This window comes from Nostoc sp., from assembly GCF_036918245.1.
Lineage (GTDB): Bacteria > Cyanobacteriota > Cyanobacteriia > Cyanobacteriales > Nostocaceae > Nostoc.
Genome location: NZ_JBALEF010000094.1, coordinates 1 through 17,257 on the forward strand (window position 1 = coordinate 1; position 17,257 = coordinate 17,257).

Annotated in this window: 18 protein-coding genes and 1 tRNA gene; 8 read left to right on the forward strand and 11 right to left on the reverse strand. The window is 40.0% G+C overall.

The genetic code is table 11. The annotated features are described in order from the left end of the window. Positions 1-720 precede the first annotated feature (720 nt). Positions 721-2,709 carry a zinc metalloprotease HtpX gene (locus V7L12_RS26465; RefSeq protein ID WP_335088901.1) on the reverse strand — a complete coding sequence of 663 codons (1,989 nt, stop codon included), beginning with the start codon at positions 2,707-2,709 and terminating at the stop codon, positions 721-723. Between the two features lie 502 nt (positions 2,710-3,211). Here V7L12_RS26465 and V7L12_RS26470 point away from each other — a divergent pair. Further along, complete coding sequence (locus tag V7L12_RS26470) at positions 3,212-4,519, forward strand: glutamate-5-semialdehyde dehydrogenase (protein WP_335088903.1); 1,308 nt, start codon at positions 3,212-3,214, stop codon at positions 4,517-4,519. A 63-nt stretch (positions 4,520-4,582) separates the two neighbouring features. Here V7L12_RS26470 and V7L12_RS26475 read toward each other — a convergent pair whose 3' ends face one another. Continuing rightward, positions 4,583-5,092: a GNAT family N-acetyltransferase gene (locus tag V7L12_RS26475; protein WP_335088905.1), complete on the reverse strand. Its 510-nt coding sequence runs from the start codon at positions 5,090-5,092 to the stop codon at positions 4,583-4,585. A 155-nt stretch (positions 5,093-5,247) separates the two neighbouring features. Here V7L12_RS26475 and V7L12_RS26480 point away from each other — a divergent pair, with 155 nt between their 5' ends. Next, positions 5,248-6,237 carry an L-lactate dehydrogenase gene (locus tag V7L12_RS26480; RefSeq protein ID WP_335089233.1) on the forward strand — a complete coding sequence of 330 codons (990 nt, stop codon included), beginning with the start codon at positions 5,248-5,250 and terminating at the stop codon, positions 6,235-6,237. Positions 6,238-6,280: 43 nt separating this feature from the next. Here the strand turns inward: V7L12_RS26480 and V7L12_RS26485 are convergent, their stop codons facing one another. From V7L12_RS26485 to V7L12_RS26495, 3 genes are all read right to left on the reverse strand, one after another. After that, the gene (locus V7L12_RS26485; RefSeq protein WP_335088907.1) at positions 6,281-6,481 is read right to left on the reverse strand and encodes a hypothetical protein; all 201 of its coding nucleotides are present in this window, start codon (positions 6,479-6,481) and stop codon (positions 6,281-6,283) included. A 204-nt stretch (positions 6,482-6,685) separates the two neighbouring features. Beyond that, entirely contained in the window at positions 6,686-7,240 is a 555-nt protein-coding gene (locus V7L12_RS26490; RefSeq protein ID WP_334820445.1) for a hemerythrin HHE cation-binding protein, read from the reverse strand. 414 nt (positions 7,241-7,654) lie between these two features. Then, complete coding sequence (locus tag V7L12_RS26495; RefSeq protein WP_335088909.1) at positions 7,655-9,070, reverse strand: isochorismate synthase; 1,416 nt, start codon at positions 9,068-9,070, stop codon at positions 7,655-7,657. A 310-nt stretch (positions 9,071-9,380) separates the two neighbouring features. On the opposite strand from V7L12_RS26495, the gene menA reads away from it, so the two are divergent. From menA to V7L12_RS26510, 3 genes are read left to right on the forward strand one after another with little or no spacing between them, the layout of a single operon-like run. Continuing rightward, positions 9,381-10,277, forward strand: coding sequence for a 2-carboxy-1,4-naphthoquinone phytyltransferase (gene menA, locus V7L12_RS26500; RefSeq protein ID WP_334820439.1), 897 nt, complete (start codon positions 9,381-9,383; stop codon positions 10,275-10,277). A 13-nt stretch (positions 10,278-10,290) separates the two neighbouring features. Continuing rightward, positions 10,291-11,259 (forward strand): o-succinylbenzoate synthase, encoded by a 969-nt coding sequence (locus V7L12_RS26505; protein WP_335088911.1) that lies wholly within the window; start codon positions 10,291-10,293, stop codon positions 11,257-11,259. After that, entirely contained in the window at positions 11,244-12,683 is a 1,440-nt protein-coding gene (locus V7L12_RS26510; protein WP_335088913.1) for a 2-succinylbenzoate--CoA ligase, read from the forward strand. The genes V7L12_RS26505 and V7L12_RS26510 overlap by 16 nt, the downstream gene beginning before the upstream one ends. On the opposite strand, the gene V7L12_RS26515 is transcribed toward V7L12_RS26510, so the two are convergent. From V7L12_RS26515 to V7L12_RS26535, 5 genes are read right to left on the reverse strand one after another with little or no spacing between them, the layout of a single operon-like run. Beyond that, positions 12,676-13,122: an acyl-CoA thioesterase gene (locus tag V7L12_RS26515; RefSeq protein WP_335088914.1), complete on the reverse strand. Its 447-nt coding sequence runs from the start codon at positions 13,120-13,122 to the stop codon at positions 12,676-12,678. The two genes, V7L12_RS26510 and V7L12_RS26515, sit on opposite strands and share 8 nt — an antisense overlap. 16 nt (positions 13,123-13,138) lie before the next feature. Further along, entirely contained in the window at positions 13,139-13,600 is a 462-nt protein-coding gene (locus tag V7L12_RS26520; RefSeq protein WP_335088916.1) for a type II toxin-antitoxin system VapC family toxin, read from the reverse strand. Beyond that, on the reverse strand, positions 13,597-13,866 hold the full coding sequence (locus tag V7L12_RS26525; protein ID WP_335088918.1) for an Arc family DNA-binding protein: 270 nt from the start codon (positions 13,864-13,866) through the stop codon (positions 13,597-13,599). Before V7L12_RS26525 ends, V7L12_RS26520 begins: the two co-directional genes overlap by 4 nt. Next, a complete protein-coding gene (locus V7L12_RS26530) occupies positions 13,845-13,985 on the reverse strand; it encodes a hypothetical protein (RefSeq protein WP_335088920.1) in 141 nt (46 codons plus the stop codon). The genes V7L12_RS26525 and V7L12_RS26530 overlap by 22 nt, the downstream gene beginning before the upstream one ends. Positions 13,986-13,992: 7 nt before the next feature. Then, the gene (locus V7L12_RS26535) at positions 13,993-14,208 is read right to left on the reverse strand and encodes a hypothetical protein (protein ID WP_335088922.1); all 216 of its coding nucleotides are present in this window, start codon (positions 14,206-14,208) and stop codon (positions 13,993-13,995) included. A gap of 160 nt (positions 14,209-14,368) precedes the next feature. Here V7L12_RS26535 and V7L12_RS26540 point away from each other — a divergent pair, with 160 nt between their 5' ends. From V7L12_RS26540 to V7L12_RS26545, 3 genes are all read left to right on the forward strand, one after another. Next, a complete protein-coding gene (locus tag V7L12_RS26540) occupies positions 14,369-16,510 on the forward strand; it encodes an NACHT domain-containing protein (protein ID WP_335088924.1) in 2,142 nt (713 codons plus the stop codon). Continuing rightward, positions 16,480-16,647 carry an NACHT C-terminal helical domain 2-containing protein gene (locus V7L12_RS33375; RefSeq protein ID WP_442947922.1) on the forward strand — a complete coding sequence of 56 codons (168 nt, stop codon included), beginning with the start codon at positions 16,480-16,482 and terminating at the stop codon, positions 16,645-16,647. The genes V7L12_RS26540 and V7L12_RS33375 overlap by 31 nt, the downstream gene beginning before the upstream one ends. A 78-nt stretch (positions 16,648-16,725) precedes the next feature. Further along, entirely contained in the window at positions 16,726-17,079 is a 354-nt protein-coding gene (locus V7L12_RS26545; protein WP_335088926.1) for a four helix bundle protein, read from the forward strand. A 51-nt stretch (positions 17,080-17,130) separates the two neighbouring features. Here V7L12_RS26545 and V7L12_RS26550 read toward each other — a convergent pair. Beyond that, positions 17,131-17,215, reverse strand: a tRNA-Ser gene (locus V7L12_RS26550). Positions 17,216-17,257: the final 42 nt, after the last annotated feature.

Sequence of the window (17,257 nt, forward strand, 5' to 3'; positions counted from 1 at the left end):
AATGATTGTCAATAATCTGACTCGTTCAATTTTTCAAAACTTCAATATCCCTTATTTCTATTTTTCCTCTGCCTAGAGTGACAAAAGAGGGTTAACGCATAAGTAAGCTCCCGTAACAAATGCGAACGCCAAAGTAACAAATGCGAACGCCGAAATAACAAATGCGAACGCCGAAATAACAAATGCGAACGCCAAAGTAACAAATGCGAACGCCGAAATAACAAATGCGAACGCCAAAGTAACAAATGCGAACGCCAAAATAACAAATGCGAACGCCGAAATAACAAATGCGAACGCCAAAGTAACAAATGCGAACGCCAAAGTAACAAATCACCTAACTCCAGTAGGGGCATGGCATTGCCCATTGGTGTCAACTTAACGTAAAACCCTTATAAAGATGTGATATTGAGTTCACTCAGTTACCATCATGATCCGCGTCACCCCACCCCGGTTTTGTCTAAAGCCAAAACCGCCCCTCCCCTTACCAAGGGGAGGGGTTGGGGGTGGGGTAAAACGCTTGGGGGATAAGCATTTTAACTTAAGTTGACACGTATGGGCAATGCCATGCCCCTACTGTAAATCTATATATATCAGGGTTTTCGTGAATTGATATGATTTATAAGTTGCATTCAAAAAAACGGAGGCAGCTACTAACTACCTCCTGAGAAATTAAAGCTTGGATGGACTGAGAAATGCTTTGACAGCAGCCTAGAAACTTTGCTAGCTGCGGCTCAAAAACATAATCAAGACCACTCCCAGGATAATCGATCCACCGCCAAGGATGAATGACCAGAAGCGATGGTAACTGTTGACAATGGTGCCATTTTTGCTCTGGAGTTGAATTAGATCCATCCAAGGCGCAACACCTCGACGGAACCAACCCACAGCTCCAACTTGTTCACCAATCAAGCTTTGGACTCGCTTCATCCCAAACAGGAAATTGCCGATAGGGCCAAAGCGTGAGGCGTAATGCAGATAAAGCATTCCGCTACGATCTTGAATTTTTAAATCGGAACCAAATTTATAACCAGCGTCGCCACGACCAATAAGTTGACCTTCAAGTTTTGCCGGTTGTCCACGCAACGGACTGGCATAAGGGTCTGACATCAGGGTGAGAATATCGGTTTCTGGTGCTTGCTTGTAATCAGGAAACATCACTAAGGCTTTGATGACAATTCCGATCCCTAAGCCAATTAGTGGCGCACCCAATACTAAACCTGTGTTTGGGGAACTCGACCACAGAATCACACCCATTACCAAGCCAATGAAGAAACCGATTGTTTCAGCGCCATATAGTAAAACATCTAAAAAGAAGTTGCCGTAAAGTCTACTTTTATTAAGACTTTTACCTTCTCCAATAACTCGCCCCATATCAAACTCAGTGGGTAAACCCAATTGTTCGGCATAGTTGCTCAATGCGCGAACTCGTTTGCCTGTCAAGGGGTGAGTGGAATTTAACTCCATCCACCAGCCCCAAGGGTTAAACATATCCCACAGAAAGACGCGACCAACTTTTTGAGTATCGGATGCAATGCGGTAAGCGGTTCCTGTGGAAGCGGCGGCTTTATGGTCATAGATACCCAAGGCGCGAGTCCCTTCAATTAAACGGCTGGGTTCTTGTGTGCGCGAACCTTCTTCTAAAATTCCGTAGGCAATCTTCACCAAAGCGCGGGATAATCCATTAGGATTACCCGTACTTTCAGCTGCAAAGTGATCGGCAAAATATTCCCGTGTGCGAGACAGGTACAGCAATAGATAAGTACCGATGACATAAAACACGTAGGCAACTAAGGCAGCAGTTTGCATCGCATCTTTAATTTTGCTATCACCACCGCCACGCCCAAATCTTCTAGCTGTGCTGTAAATCAAGTAACAAATTTGCACTAAGGTCGAAGCTACTGTCATTACTGCAAAATCCCAGTGGACTATGTGCCCCAATTCGTGAGCGTAAACGGTAGCAATTTCATCGTCATCCAGGTATGTGAAAAGTCCCTGACTGACGACTAAACGGGCGCTGTTCGGCAATGAGCCATAAGTAAAAGCCGTGGGATTTTGGTCGTTAATAATTCCCAAACGCGGCGTTTTCAGCTTTTTCTGCTCACAGACTTGGCGAATAACTTTAGCTGTCTCTGGACTGAGGGTTTCAACTTCTGCCAACTCTACCCAGCGAGTTTGGTAAAGCCAGCCTTGGGTTAAGTCCATGATGAATGGAGATATGAAAAAGGCGGCGATATTAAAAACTAGGGTAATACCAATAGCGATCGCTAATCCTTGCAGGGGATTATCGTTACCCAAAATAAATACTAAGCTCAAACCTAAAGCCAACACCATACCAAACAATAAGGTCATGGTGACACCAGAAGCTAACGCCAAACTACCACCCACTCCCCCCATCGCTAATTTCATCCCAGTGGTAGCGGCACGACCAGCTTTTTGGCTAACGTTAGATGGTGTTTGGCGGAAGGATTGACTGGCTTGTTCTGCCCAACTGCGAGCCTGTGGGTTTTCACTGATGATTAACTTTTGACACAGAGCCTTGGCTTTTTCGATTTCGCCTGTGGCTTGATAGGCTTTGATCAGCCACATCTGTGCTGAAAGATAATCTGAGGAATTGTGTTCAACACAGTCGCGGCAGAATTGTTCGAGTAATTCGACCGCTTCTTGATAACGTTTTTGGTTTAAGGCATCTAATGCAGATTGCAATGACATAGAACCTCCCTAGTGAAGGAGTGGTATTTAATCTATCAATACTCAATAGATTCAGCAATCGTCACTGCAATTTCGGAAAAATTTAAATAAATGACAGTATAAAATATTTACTTACAGCTATTTTCAGGTAAATAGACCACGCGGTAGGGGCGCAAGGCCTTGCGCCCCTACAACAGATGTGGTTCAAATACATGAAAACTGCTAGTAAGTAAAAGACTAGGGAAACATACATTACTATGTCTCTCTAGCCTGAGGAACGCATAAATCATGTTTAAGATTTTCAAATAAAACCTGTAATAATACTTACAATATTTTTGACGTTGTAAACTTACTACCTCTTTGTCTGTGTTTGATATTTAGAGAATAAATGTTTTCAACCCAGCCTTGCTTCACCCAATCAGAGTAATTATTGATTACCCAAATGGTTCACCCGATTGGAGGAAGACGAATGATGAACATAACCTCAGATTGATAAGATAAGGAAAAGGTAAAGATTTGTACTATGACTATTTTTGATATTGCTTCTCCCCTAATTAAGATCGCCGGACAAACTCGCCAAGCTGCAAGTAAGCTAGCAATTCTCTCCACTGAGGCAAAAAATCAAGCACTTGTGGCGATCGCTGAAGCTTTAGAATCAGCTAAAGATGAAATTTTACAAGCAAATGTTGCTGATTGTAAAGCTGCGACTGCTGAAGGGATTCCCCAACCACTTTATAAGCGCTTGCAGTTGGATGAACATAAATTAAGAGATGCGATCGCAGGGGTACGAGATGTTGGTAAGCTAGCCGATCCCATTGGTAAAGTCCAGATTCACCGCGAACTTGACACTGGCTTAGTTCTGAAGCGCATCACCTGTCCTTTAGGTGTTTTGGGGATTATTTTTGAAGCCCGTCCAGAAGCGGCGATTCAAATTGTTTCTTTAGCAATAAAATCGGGAAATGGTGTAATCCTCAAATGTGGAAAGGAAGCAGTGCGTTCTTGTGAAGCGATAGTTAAGGCAATTAAACAAGGATTATCTAAAACTGCTGTTAACCCTGATGCAGTGCAGTTGCTCACAACTAGAGAAGAAACTCTAGAACTTTTGAAGTTAGATAAATATGTAGATTTAATTATTCCTAGAGGTTCTAATTCTTTTGTCAGATTTGTACAGGAAAATACGCGCATTCCAGTACTAGGTCACGCCGACGGAATTTGTCATCTTTATATAGATAAAGCCGCCGATATTTCTAAAGTAGTTCCGATTACCGTCGATGCGAAAGCGCAATATCCGGCTGTTTGTAATGCGATTGAAACTTTGCTAGTTCACCAATCAATTGCTAGAGAATTTTTACCAAAAGTTGCTGAGGCTTTGCAAGAACGCTATGTGGAATTAAGAGGCGATAAACGCACCTTGGAAATTTTACCTAATATCAAAACTGCAACAGAAATAGACTGGGAAACTGAATATAGCGATTTTATTTTGTCGATAAAGATTGTAGACTCTATAGAAGATGCGATCGCTCATATTAACGAATATGGTTCTCGTCATACCGATGCGATTATCTCTGAAGATTCAAAATCCGTAGAAACTTTCTTTGGACTAGTAAATTCAGCTAATATATTCCATAATTGTTCTACCCGCTTTGCTGATGGCTTCCGCTATGGTTTCGGCGCAGAAGTAGGAATTAGTACGCAACAAATGCCTCCCCGCGGCCCCGTTGGTTTAGAAGGATTAGTCACCTACAAATATCAAATGACTGGCGATGGTCATATTGTCGCTACTTACACCGGGGCGAATGCTAAAGCTTTTATTCATCGGGATTTAGTGTAAAAAATTCTCCCAATTATGGACTTTAGTGACGCTAAAAATACACCGGGTAAATCGGTGTATTTTTTATGTTAATAGTTTTTCTGAGTTGTCAAAAGTTTTAATTGGGCCATGCCATCGGTGATCATTTAAAAAAACCTCCTCAAAAGCTCTATTAGTGTATTGACTAATTACCTTGCTCCAAAAAGCTTGTGCACCTAAGTTAAAAGCAGTCTGCCGTACCTCCCAACTGCCAGGAAACTGGTCAAAAATGTGAGTAGCTACCTGTTTACCAATGCCCTGACTTCGATATCTTCTGAGGATAAAGAACTCAGCAATAGACCTAGTATCGTTATCTCGATAAAGGTAAGTGTGCTGATTAATAAGTACAAACCCTGCCAGTTTATCATCAACTTTAACCAGAAATGGGTGTCGCTCAGAGTCTGTCCAATAGTAATCAAGATATCGATAACCAAACAAGCCGCAGGTATCTACATCTTTAGCTTCTATTTCACTCAGGTCATACTGGTATAGTTCCATTAAATTACACAGCACTGACTTCTGTTGTTGAGTAGCTTTTACCACTTCGATTTTCATAATTCAGATTGATTCACAATGATAGCTTGGTTTCAATTTCAGGGTGTTGAACACAAAACACTCATCAATTCTGTCTTGCGTCAACATATTAAATCTTTGAGATGAAGCGATCGCTTCAAGAATCTTGACTCGAAAGGGTTAGTTCTGGAGTTAACATTAACCTATTAGTCCAATTACAAAAAAATAGATTTGGCATGAGTAGCAAAACATCCAAGGTCGGTGTCATTGGTGCGGGAAATGTGGGTGCAAACGTAGCAAATGCTTTAGTGCTACTCGGTAAATGTGTAAAAGTCGTTCTTTTTGACCGAACCTTATCAAAAGCTGAGGGGCAAGCATGGGATATTGAAGACACCATTCCTCTACTTAAAGAGATGGAAATTATAGCGTCAGATCGATATGAAGATTTAGCTGATTCTGATGTGATTGTCGTGACTGTTGGGGTGCAGCAAAAAGAAGGACAAAGCCGATTAGATATATTGAGCGATAATGCAGAGATCATGCGTTCAACAATAAAAGAATTGGATCGAGTTGCACCGAATTCAATTGTAATTATTGTTAGCAATCCAGTGGATGTATTAACACGGATTGCGATCGCCAATTCCACAAGAGCAGAAAACCTAATTTTTGGTTCGGGAACCGTTCTTGATACTGCTAGACTGAGATATCAACTTGGTAAGCAACTGAACGTTAATAAACAAGACGTTCGTGTTTATGTGATTGGAGAGCATGGAGACAGTGAATTTGTCGTTTGGTCTAGTGCATTTATTGGGGGAATTCCGTTAGCTGAATTTCCTATCCCACAAGGAGCGACGCTGGAACAAATTCAGCAAAAGTACGCAGAGTTAACTCGTAAGCGAGGCTACAACATTTCTCAACGTAAAGGAAATACTAGCTATGGCATATCAACAGTAGTTTCTCAGTTAGTTGATACTATCCTGCGAGATGAAAAGGAGATATTTCCAGTATCGGTAAGAGCAGATTCTAACTATGGAGTTGGTAGTGAAGTTGTTCTGGGACTTCCATGTATCATTAGTTCCCAAGGTATTGAGCGCCAACTGGTGTTACCAAGAAATGCTGATGAACAACGTTTATTAGAAGAGTCAGCCACCGAACTGAATGAAGCCTACAATTCTTTGGATAGTTAAAATCAACTCAAATAGTCTGTTTAAAAACGTCCTTTTTTGAATGTTAAACTAACGCTTTAAGTAAAGCTTGGAGTTTCAGCAGCACCTTTGCAAACTCCTTGTCAGGATCGGAGCCAGCCACGATACCAGCACCAGTATACAATCTGGCGCGATCGCCATTGTCTGGTTCCCAGTCGCAGACTGTGAATGCCTGATGGTGGGCTGCTGCCTCTTGACTTGCGACAAGCAGCCCAATGAGAAGCATTTTCAGTCAGAGGCTGGAAACGAGGTTTTAAAACTGGACTTTAGACTAAGAAGCACAAAATAACTCACAGAAGCTGAGTTGAGAACAACCAAAGCAAAAAAGTAGAAAAATCACAAATTAAGCGGTTTTTGGTACGGCTTTATGTGAAGTAGTAGTACGCTTTTTCACTTCCATGAATGACGCGCCCTCTGCCACTGATTTATACTAGCTTACAGCGCTGCTTACAACACCCTTAAGGGCTGCAATTCCCTGTTCAATGCTAGCCCACAGACCCATGTCAGGTTCCTTACCGGCTATCTCTCGCGTTCCGACGAAGTAAAGAACGCCTTTAAGAATCTCTTGGTGAGCACGATTTTCAAAATTAACTCGGTTGAGCGGTTCCATCAAATCTTGAAGCTCATCATTTAAGGACTGGGCAACCTTGTGTAGAACCAGCCCGGTCATTGTCTGTTGATGCTTTAGCAACTCAAGCTGTAAGTACTTGTCATACAGAGTTAGCTCGGAGCCGCTCATCATTTGGCTTACCTTCTGGGCATGGTGTTGAGTAATGTCGCGAGGTTCTGCTGCGTTGTCGTATTTAGAAATAACTGCTTCGATGATGCCGAGATTTTCGCGATCGCTGCTTATCATTTTTTCGAGCCGCTCGCAAATCGTATTGTCGTCCGTCTGTTCTATTAATTTTTGCTCACTTTCCAACAGAACATTCTGAAAAAGCTTTAGATCAGCAAGCTTAGTCGCTATATTTGTCACATCAGCCATTATTATTAACTCCAGACTACAGGTTTTATTGGTTATGACAAGCTCTCCTCACTTTTTCCATATTCTCGTGAGGTTTGAGTAAGTCCGTCCCTCCTCAGAAAGATTTATATCAAGTTTGGTAAGTATGTTTAGTATAAACAGTAGTGATGTAAACTGTATCAATTTCTGTTGCTGTGGTCTGCAATCTTGTAATGCTTCCCTGCGGGACGCTACGCGAACGTAGATACTTGGCCATTTACGTCTAAATACTGGTGATAGCGATAAATCTGCCAAACTATAAGCGTTACGAGTTAGCAATATTGCATCCGTCAGTTCAAAAGTTGTGGTTCTAGCAGGGATCTTTGCAAGTTCTTTTGGTATGGATAAATAATTACGGACATCTGCCCTATAAAAAATAGCAAGAGAAATTAGCCATTAAACTAACGCTTTCAGTAAAGCTTGAAGTTTCAGCTGTACCTCTGCAAACTCTTTGTCAGGATCGGAGCCAGCCACGATACCAGCACCAGCATACAATCTCGCGCGATCGCCATCAATTAATGCTGAACGAATTCCCACAATAAACTCACAGTTCCCTTGAGAATCTATCCAACCTAAAGGTGCAGCATATAAACCCCTTTCAAAGTTTTCATAACGACGAATTTCGGCACAAGCTACATCTTGTGCTGCACCCGCAACGGCTGGCGTAGGATGCAATTGTCCAACAATCTTTAATGGATGTATGTCAGCAGGAACTATAGCACTGATTGGTGTCCATAAATGCTGGATATTCGATAATTGTCGCAGCCGTGGTGCTAATATTTGCGGTAATAAACCTAACTGGGATAGGCGTTGTGTAATGAAATCAAGCACTAGGGAATGTTCGTGCTTTTCTTTTTCACTATTTAGTAAGCGATTGGCATTAGCTGCATCTTCAGCAGGGGTTTTACCTCGTGGTGCAGAACCAGCTAAAGCATCAGTGATTAACTGTTGATTATTAATACTAATTAATCTTTCTGGACTTGCACCAATAAAATTTTGCCCTTTGCCATTACTTGTAGAAAAAATATAACAATTAGGATGATTTTGTCTAAGATTATTTAATGATTTAACTAGGTCAAAGTGGTTGCTTGATTTAACATCTAATATATCTGCTAGGACAATCTTACTTAAATGGCTAGACCGAATTTTTTCCAAAACAGATACTACTGAACGTTTAAACTGAGCAGAATTCGTGACAGATTTTTTATATAAGTTTGTAGGGAAATAATCAATATTAGTAGAGTAATATTCTAAAGATAGGAGAAATTCCATTTTGTTTTGCACATTCTCCAACAATCTTTGAATATTTGCATTTTTATTGATAATTGTATTTGTTACTAATATGCAACGCTGATTTTTCACAGCTACTTGCCAACGTGGAAGAAAAATGGTAGCAGATGGGAATGGATAATCTACTTGGGCATTTTTATCAAAAAAGCTGAAATAACAAAAAAAGTGAGGACCAGAAAAAGGTTGATTAGCGTTACCAAAATTAATTATATTTTTTAGACAAGATTTGATAAAATATTCTGCTTGAGTAAAACGATCTGCACCATCAATCTGTAATTTTGCTACAGAATCAATTGCTGCGATCGCTTCCCCTTTAACTCTGTCCTCAAAGTAAAAATTTATTTCATTTGCTTGTGTAAGTTTATCCAATACAAGTAAAGGATCAACTAAATCAATTTCTTGAGAGATACTGACAATTTGTTTGCAATTATTTTTGACGCACTTTTCTTGCACTGCTACCAGAAATTGATATAAATCTTTGTGCTTTACAAAGAAGTTGCTACGACATGGTGAAACTGTCATGGATTTAACGATAGTAAATTTTTTTTAAGTTAACTTCCTAAAGTGTAATTAATCGTGGTCGTATTTCTACAGGTAACATATTAAGTTGCTATTTCACCAGCGTAGGGTTTGCCTTATTTGTGGTGTTCTCAGACCATGATAAGCCAGTTTCAGCCTGAGACTGCAACGTGAAGGTGAGTATTAACAACACAAGGTTAACAAGCCATAGTAAAAGTGACAGTTGTTTGTATATCACCCATATTTAGCGTCTCTTTAAATTATAAAATCTCAAGTGTGAGTAATATTCCGGTAATCTAATTAATCACAGCTGATGACTACCAAGCAAATTTTATATCCCAACACTAAGTTATGGATGGCAGCAATTAAACCGCCAATGTATAGCGTTGCCATTATGCCCATTTGGGTAGGAACAGCAGTAGCATTTGCCGAAACTAAAATTTTCAATGGTGTAGTATTTTCTACTTTTGTAGCTGCCGCAATCTTAATTCTTGCCTGGGAAAATATCAGTAATGATGTCTTTGATTCCGAAACAGGTATTGATCAAAATAAACACCATTCTCTGGTGAACTTAACAGGCAATAAGCCATTAATATTTTGGATAGGAAATTTATGTTTAAGTTTAGGGTTGCTGGGCATACTAGCGATCGCCTTTTGGCAACATGACCTAACTGTGATCGGTATAATTTTGCTGTGCTGCGGTTTAGGCTATACGTACCAAGGGCCTCCCTTTCGCTTAGGATATCAGGGTTTAGGCGAGATTATTTGCTTTTTTGCTTTTGGTCCCTTAGCAGTGGAGGCAGCATACTACAGCCAAACCCAAACTTGGTCAATGACAAGTTTAGCAGCCTCAGTAATTGTCGGAATTGCCACAACCTTAATTTTGTTTTGCTCACACTTTCACCAAGTTAAGGATGACATAGCCGCAGGCAAGCGATCGCCTATCGTCCGTCTAGGAACAGCAAAAGGTGCTCAACTCCTAGTTTGGTTTACTGGTAGTATTTATCCTCTCACCTTGCTATTTGTGCTATTGGGGATTTCTCCAGCTTGGACATTGCTAAGTTGGGTGAGTTTACCCTTTGCTGTCAAATTATGCCGCCACGTCCAAGAAAATCACAACCAACCGGACAAAGTTAGTAACTGTAAATTCATCGCCGTAGCTGTGCATTTCTGGGCTTGCTTGTTGTTCGGCTTGGGATTTATGCTTTAGCGATTACTAATTGATGCGTTATCAATTTGAATTTCGTCCATATCAGCGAAGATTTTTGCGATCACTTACCACCAATCATGGTAATTGGGATATTCGTAAAGGTATTATCCTCCGCCTTACCGATGAATCAGGTAAACTCGGCTGGGGAGAAATCGCCCCCATTAGCTGGTTCGGTTCCGAAACCCTAGAACAAGCCTTAGATTTTTGTCGCCAACTCCCAGGAGAAATCACAGACAAGATAATTTTCTCCATTCCAGATGAGTTACCTGCTTGTCAATTTGGTTTTGAGTCAGCCTGGGAGTGGGGAAGTGAATTCTTTTCAATGCCCCATGCCCAATCTTACAGTGCCTTATTACCAGCCGGGGAAGCGGCTTTAAATCAATGGAAAACGTTGTGGCAGCAGGGATATCGCACGTTTAAGTGGAAAATTGGTGTGTATACGATCGCTGATGAACTAAAAATTTTTGAGTCACTGATACACACCTTACCAGCCTTTACCAAACTGCGATTAGACGCCAACGGTGGACTCAGCTATGAAGAAGCTAATTTATGGCTGTGGACTTGCGACAATCTCAACGCAAATGCAGAACTACCCCTAGAAATTGAATTTATCGAACAACCGCTACCCGTTGAGCAATTTCAGCAGATGTTGGAATTGAGTACGAGTTATGAAACTGCGATCGCTTTAGATGAATCTGTCGCCACACTTGGGCAACTCGCCGCCTGTCATCAACAAGGTTGGCGAGGGATTTTTGTGATTAAGCCTGGGATAGTTGGATCGCCATCTCGTCTGAGAAAGTTTTGTCACCAGCATCAAATTGATACTGTATTTTCATCAGTATTTGAAACTGCGATCGCAAGACAAGCAGCACTCCAGCTAGCAGCCGAATTATCCCAAAACAACAGAGCAATTGGTTTTGGCATCGACCATTTTTTTGAACAAGAAGAAACCTGGCTTCAAAGTTTATGGAACGACCTTTAGACTGTCTTAATAACCTAGCTCAAAATGATTGGTTTATTGGTTACAACAGCCGTCAATTTAATCAAATAGCTCAAGAGTTATATTTAGAATTAACACAGTTATCAGCATGTGGAACACCACCAAAAATTATCTTAGCTGAACGCGAACCATTGAGGTTTCTAGCAAGTTTTATTGCTGTTTGTGCAGCTAACTGCCCAGTTTTTCTTTGTAACCCCGACTGGGGAACACAAGAATGGCAACAAGTCTTTGATTTAGTACAGCCAGACATTATTTTGGGAATTGGGAATAGGGAATGGGAAATAGGGAATGGAAATAATTACCAATGCCCAATGCCCCATGACGCCACTTGCTTCAAGTCGGCAGAGCCGCCCAACGCAGTGGCTCCCCCATGCCCAATGATTATGATTCCCACAGGTGGTTCATCGGGGCAGATTAAATTTGCCATCCACACTTGGGAAACTCTCATAGCATCAGTACAAGGATTTACAGAATACTTTCAACTCAAGCAAGTCAATTCATTTTGTATGTTGCCGTTATATCACGTTAGCGGTTTAATGCAATTTATGCGCTCTTTCATTACCGCAGGTAAACTAGCTATTCAACCATTTAAAGCCGTAGAATCCGGTCAGATATTAAATATTAAACAATCAGAATTTTTCATATCTTTAGTACCAACACAGTTACAACGCCTCTTGCAAAATCCAGAATTAACTGAATGGCTATCGCACTTTAATACTGCACTTTTGGGAGGTGCGCCAGCATGGAGCGAACTACTAGAAAAAGCCAGATTTCATCACATCCGGTTAGCACCTACCTATGGCATGACAGAAACCGCCTCTCAAATTGCTACCCTCAAACCAGATGATTTTCTCAGCGGTAAAATTAGCAGTGGTCAAATTCTTCCTCATGCAAAAGTAACTATTCACAATCAGCAAGGCAAGATTTTAAATTCTAATCAAATAGGAAACATCACTATTTATGCTCAATCTCTAGCTCTTGGTTATTATCCGATAACCAGAGAAAATCAAGATAATTTCCAAGTAGATGATTTAGGTTTTTTAGACGAACAAGGTCATTTAAATATTGTCGGACGTAACAGCGATAAAATTATTACAGGTGGAGAAAATATTTACCCAACAGAGATTGAATCAGCTATACAAGCAACTCAAATGGTTGCCGATATTTGTGTCATCGGCATCCCAGATAAACACTGGGGACAAGCCCTAACAGCGATTTACATTCCTAAAAAATCAAATACTTCTGCCTTAAAAATCCAAACCCTACTCAAAGACAAACTCAGCAAATTTAAAATTCCTAAATATTGGATTCCTCAGCAAAACTTACCCCGTAACTCCCAAGGTAAAATTAACCGCCAACAGCTACAGCAAATAGCCGCAGAATTCCTGCAAAACCCCATCACATAATCTCTCTCGACTTTCTTCTCTCTGCGCCCTCTGCGTCTCTGCGGTTCGTCTCCAGCCACTGGATAATCTCTTCAGGTAATTCCTGCTTACTTCTACTACTCACATCAATACAAACGTGCCTAGTAATAGCCTTAGCAACTACTACCTCAATCACTGTAATTTCATAAGTAATTTCAAACTTATCAACACCTATTTTTTGGGGAATTAAGCTAATAAACAACTTGTCCCCGACAAATATAGGGCGCAAGAAATCAATACTAGCATGAACAATAGGAAATCCCACTGACGGATTAGTAAAAAAATCTTTGAGATTAATACTTGATGCTTCTAAAGATTCTTCATAAGCTTCATGGCAAATAGCTAAAACATTAGCAAAATAAACTACTCCAGCAGCATCAGTATCTTGAAAGCGAACCGTGCGTTTATAAGTAAAAGGCATTTTTGACAATTGAATATTAAATTGACTCCAACGGCGGAACCTCGAAGTCATGAAACGAGGAAACATTGTAAGACGAAGCGGCTATTGCCTTCACTAGCTTACCGTCGAGAGTCAGCAAAGTAGCACCTACCTGCTGTGAAAGTGCGACATAAGAGCCATCGTAAGTGGAGATTCCATAATTTAATGCGATCGCGACTGCATCCGCCATCAAATCAGCTGTTGAAACAACACGCAACGGGAAGCTTTTGAGAGTTGCTAAATCTGCTGGCACATCACCAACAGCATAAAGTCTGGCGCGGACATACTTCCAAATGATGTTGCCACACTCAATGTAAAAGAGGTCTGGGACAAAGATTGCACTTTGGCGATTTGCAAGATGAGCAAACAGTTGATTAACTTTTGGAGTTAGTGGATCGTCTGGTATAAATTGCTTAATACCTACACTTGCGTCTACAACACACCTGAGAGGGATAGTCATCTGTCTCGGTCTTCTCGAATTAACGCAGTACTATCAGGCCATTCCACATCAGTCTGGCGACTCTCACGGCGAAGGCGGATTTCCTCTAAGAGTTTTGGGACATTTTTTCGTCTTTCCTCTTCAGTTAACTGTGTTTTTGTCTTCTGCAAGGCGTTCTGCAATATTGTAATAACTTGAGCATTAACTGAGCTATTTTCAGCTTTAGCTAACTCTTGCAGTTGTTCGTATAACTCATCGGGTACATTTAGTGCATGAAGGGTAGCCATTGATTGAACTCCCAAAATAATTTATTGGTAATGGTAGCACGATGGCAATAGGGGGAGAGGTTAGGGAGCGATCGCCTTTGGTTTGTGGGTGCGATCGCTTCATTATCTCTACTACCCACCTCTTTCTTAATCCTTCTTTTGTGATTCCTCTGACAGAGCTTTTATTGATGTTTTTCGTAAAACCCAATCAAGATAAAGTACAAGAATCTGTATTTTCAGAAAATTGTTGGCACTTTTAATATTGACATCACTCAGTACCCATTTACAAAACTTTTCCAGCAGTATTCCAACAACAAGTTCAACAGACTTATTTACAACCAAAGGGATTAGTGTTTCTAGCATTGCGATTGCCTCAGTAGCTTAACTGAGTTCAATGTCGCAATTTTCTTTTGTAGTTATTTATCTGACTTACCTTGACTTAGCCTGACTTATACTGATTTAACTCCACATTTTGATAAAAACTTTGGCTACACTGGCTTATAAGTAATTGTAGGAGTGGTCAATGTCTATACCAGAGGACTTTCTTAAGCAACTGGAGCAATACAGTGAATTGTCGTACCGAGAGAAAGAAGTCTTTCTGGAAATATTCGGTCGTAGTAAGAATCTAGTCCACGTAACTCAAGAATTAAACATTTCTGAAAGTAACCTCAGTACTTGCCTCACAGGTATTTATAAAAAGTTTTGTATCACTGGTAATGGCCCTGTTAAAGAAAGCCGCTTACGGGAGTATTTGAGCAAAAGATACTCACAGCAACAACCCTCTGGCCATTTAACTACAGATGACGTAGATGATTCTATTGATACTTTAGTGCAAGAAATCCGCAAACAAATCAAACCCTACATCAAAGAAAAGTGCGGAACCATGAAGGTATTAGATATGCCTAAGCCAATTGAGTTAACAGGAAAACAAGGTATTTACACAAATGTCAATATTCTGGAGGAAATAACAGGACGAACACGACTTAAAGTTGCAGAACTAATGCAAAGCTGTGACTATGATAACTTTGAGCGGATTGGACTTAGCCGGGTAAAACAGAAACGAGTCTCAGGGCTAGAGGTTGTACAGCGTTATAGTAAGTTAATGGTTTTAGGTAAACCAGGAGCAGGAAAAACCACTTTTTTAAAATATCTAGCAATGCAGTGTATTGAAGGGAGATTTCAAGCTAACAGAGTTCCCTTGTTTATCACATTAAAAGATTTTGCAGAAGCAGTTAAACAACCAGATATTTTGAAATTTATTGCTGAACAATTGTCAATCTGTGGGTTATCTCATGACAGTGTGACAGTAGACAAACTGTTGAAAGAGGGTAAGACATTAGTCTTGCTGGATGGGTTAGATGAAGTACGAGAAGAAGACACCAAGCGTGTCTTACGACAAATTCGGGAATTTTCTGACCTATTTCATACCAATCAATTTGTAATTACCTGTCGGATTGCTGCCAAAGAATACACCTATCAAAGTTTCACAGAAGTAGAAATGGCAGATTTTGATGAAAAACAAATAGCCATTTTTGCTCAAAACTGGTTCCAATTAACTGATCCAGTTAAAAGTAAAAGATTCATTGAAAAACTAAAGGAGAATGAACCAATCCAAGAACTAGCTAGTAGTCCTTTACTTTTGACATTGCTGTGTTCGGTGTTTGGAGATAGTGGAGATTTCCCAGCAAACCGCTCTGAACTTTATCAAGAAGGATTAGATGTATTGCTGAAAAAATGGGATGCCAAACGCAACATAGAGAGAGAGCAGGTCTATAAAAACCTGTCTTTGCAGCGTAAGGAAGACTTGCTGAGTCAAATAGGCTTAACTACTTTTGAGCAGAAAGACTATTTTTTTAAGCAGAAAACTGCCGAAGCATACATTGCTGATTTTATTCGCAACTTACGCAATGCTGACACAGATCCAGAAGTATTGAAACTCGATAGTGAAGCTGTTTTAAAGTCTATTGAAGCACAGCATGGGTTATTAGTAGAACGAGCAAAAGGTATCTATTCCTTTTCTCATTTAACGTTTCATGAGTATTTTGCTGCAAGAGAAATAGTTTCTAACTCTGCCTTGGAAAGTTTGGTAGGGCATATTACAGAGATACGTTGGCGGGAAGTATTTTTGCTTACTGCTGGAATGATGCGGAAGGCAGATGATTTATTACTTTTGATGAAGTCAAAGATTGACTCAATTGTAGCCTTTGATGATAAGTTACAGCACCTTTTGCAAATAATCTATAACAAAGCTTTAGCAGTCAAATATAATCATAAAAAAGCAGTAGTAAGAGCCTTTTACTTAGAACACGCTCTGTTTTTTAGTTACTCAGCTATAGATTACCGTGGCGACTTTGCTCAAGAATTTGGTTTTACTTATAATACTGATCCAGAGATTGATTTTGATGAGGCGCTAACTGATGCTCTTGAATTTGAAGACCTTGAGCCTGAAGAATATCTGAGTTACGCTCTTTCTTTGAATCTTAAATTAGAACCTGAATTTCAGAAATCACTTCAAAATTTAAAGGAGCAAACTCCTTTCACTGATAATATAGAAAAGAGGATGGGACGACAAGATAAAACTATAAATCAATGGTTGAAAAAACTGAGAATTTTAGTTATAAAATATAGAAATATTTGTTACAAAAAAGAATTAAACGACAAATAAGTAAAATTAATATTAATTACTATGATGCTAATTCATTATTAAATGATTGTTTAAAAAGTGATTGTTACGTTAGCTGTGAAGTCAGACAAAAAATAGAAGATTCGCTATTTTTACCAATAAAAATTAAAGTTGAGTAAAGAGTACATCAAGATGAATTGTAAAATTACTAAATATTCCCACAACAAATTGCAATTTAATTATTTAAAATATCGCTTGTGAAAAAAGATATTTGCGAGCGCACTTTTGCTTTTTCAGTTCGTATAGTCAAATTGTGCCAGTTTTTAGATGACAAACCAGGAGTAGCGCGAACCCTTGCTCAACAGTTATTAAGGTCAGGAACATCGATTGGAGCTAATGTAGAAGAAGCACAAGCTGCTCAAAGCAAAGCAGATTTTATCAGCAAGCTCATGATTGCACTAAAAGAATCCCGTGAAACTCGGTATTGGTTAAGGTTGCTTATTGCTTCCGAAATAGTACCTCAAGAAAGAATTAGTCAACTCCAAACCGAAGCAGAAGAACTAACAGAAATTCTTGGTGCCATTATCATCTCCACCAAAGGCTCCACCTAACCTCATCCTCCTCAATTTTTAATTTTTAATTTTCAATTTTTAATTCCTCAACGGAGAGGGGGAGATTCGAACTCCCGGAGGTTTTAGCCTCATCCGATTTCAAGTCGGACGCAATCGACCACTCTGCCACCTCTCCAATAAATCTGTCAAACTTGTGTATACCCTACTTTCAGACGCT

Coding starts and splice junctions, on each gene's coding strand:
- V7L12_RS26465 (WP_335088901.1), bottom strand. CDS start 2,709: ATGTCATTGCAATCTGCATTAGATGCCTTAAACCAAAAACGTTATCAA.
- V7L12_RS26470 (WP_335088903.1), top strand. CDS start 3,212: ATGACTATTTTTGATATTGCTTCTCCCCTAATTAAGATCGCCGGACAA.
- V7L12_RS26475 (WP_335088905.1), bottom strand. CDS start 5,092: ATGAAAATCGAAGTGGTAAAAGCTACTCAACAACAGAAGTCAGTGCTG.
- V7L12_RS26485 (WP_335088907.1), bottom strand. CDS start 6,481: ATGCTTCTCATTGGGCTGCTTGTCGCAAGTCAAGAGGCAGCAGCCCAC.
- V7L12_RS26490 (WP_334820445.1), bottom strand. CDS start 7,240: ATGGCTGATGTGACAAATATAGCGACTAAGCTTGCTGATCTAAAGCTT.
- V7L12_RS26495 (WP_335088909.1), bottom strand. CDS start 9,070: ATGACAGTTTCACCATGTCGTAGCAACTTCTTTGTAAAGCACAAAGAT.
- menA (WP_334820439.1), top strand. CDS start 9,381: ATGACTACCAAGCAAATTTTATATCCCAACACTAAGTTATGGATGGCA.
- V7L12_RS26505 (WP_335088911.1), top strand. CDS start 10,291: ATGCGTTATCAATTTGAATTTCGTCCATATCAGCGAAGATTTTTGCGA.
- V7L12_RS26510 (WP_335088913.1), top strand. CDS start 11,244: ATGGAACGACCTTTAGACTGTCTTAATAACCTAGCTCAAAATGATTGG.
- V7L12_RS26515 (WP_335088914.1), bottom strand. CDS start 13,122: ATGCCTTTTACTTATAAACGCACGGTTCGCTTTCAAGATACTGATGCT.
- V7L12_RS26520 (WP_335088916.1), bottom strand. CDS start 13,600: ATGACTATCCCTCTCAGGTGTGTTGTAGACGCAAGTGTAGGTATTAAG.
- V7L12_RS26525 (WP_335088918.1), bottom strand. CDS start 13,866: ATGGCTACCCTTCATGCACTAAATGTACCCGATGAGTTATACGAACAA.
- V7L12_RS26535 (WP_335088922.1), bottom strand. CDS start 14,208: ATGCTAGAAACACTAATCCCTTTGGTTGTAAATAAGTCTGTTGAACTT.
- V7L12_RS26540 (WP_335088924.1), top strand. CDS start 14,369: ATGTCTATACCAGAGGACTTTCTTAAGCAACTGGAGCAATACAGTGAA.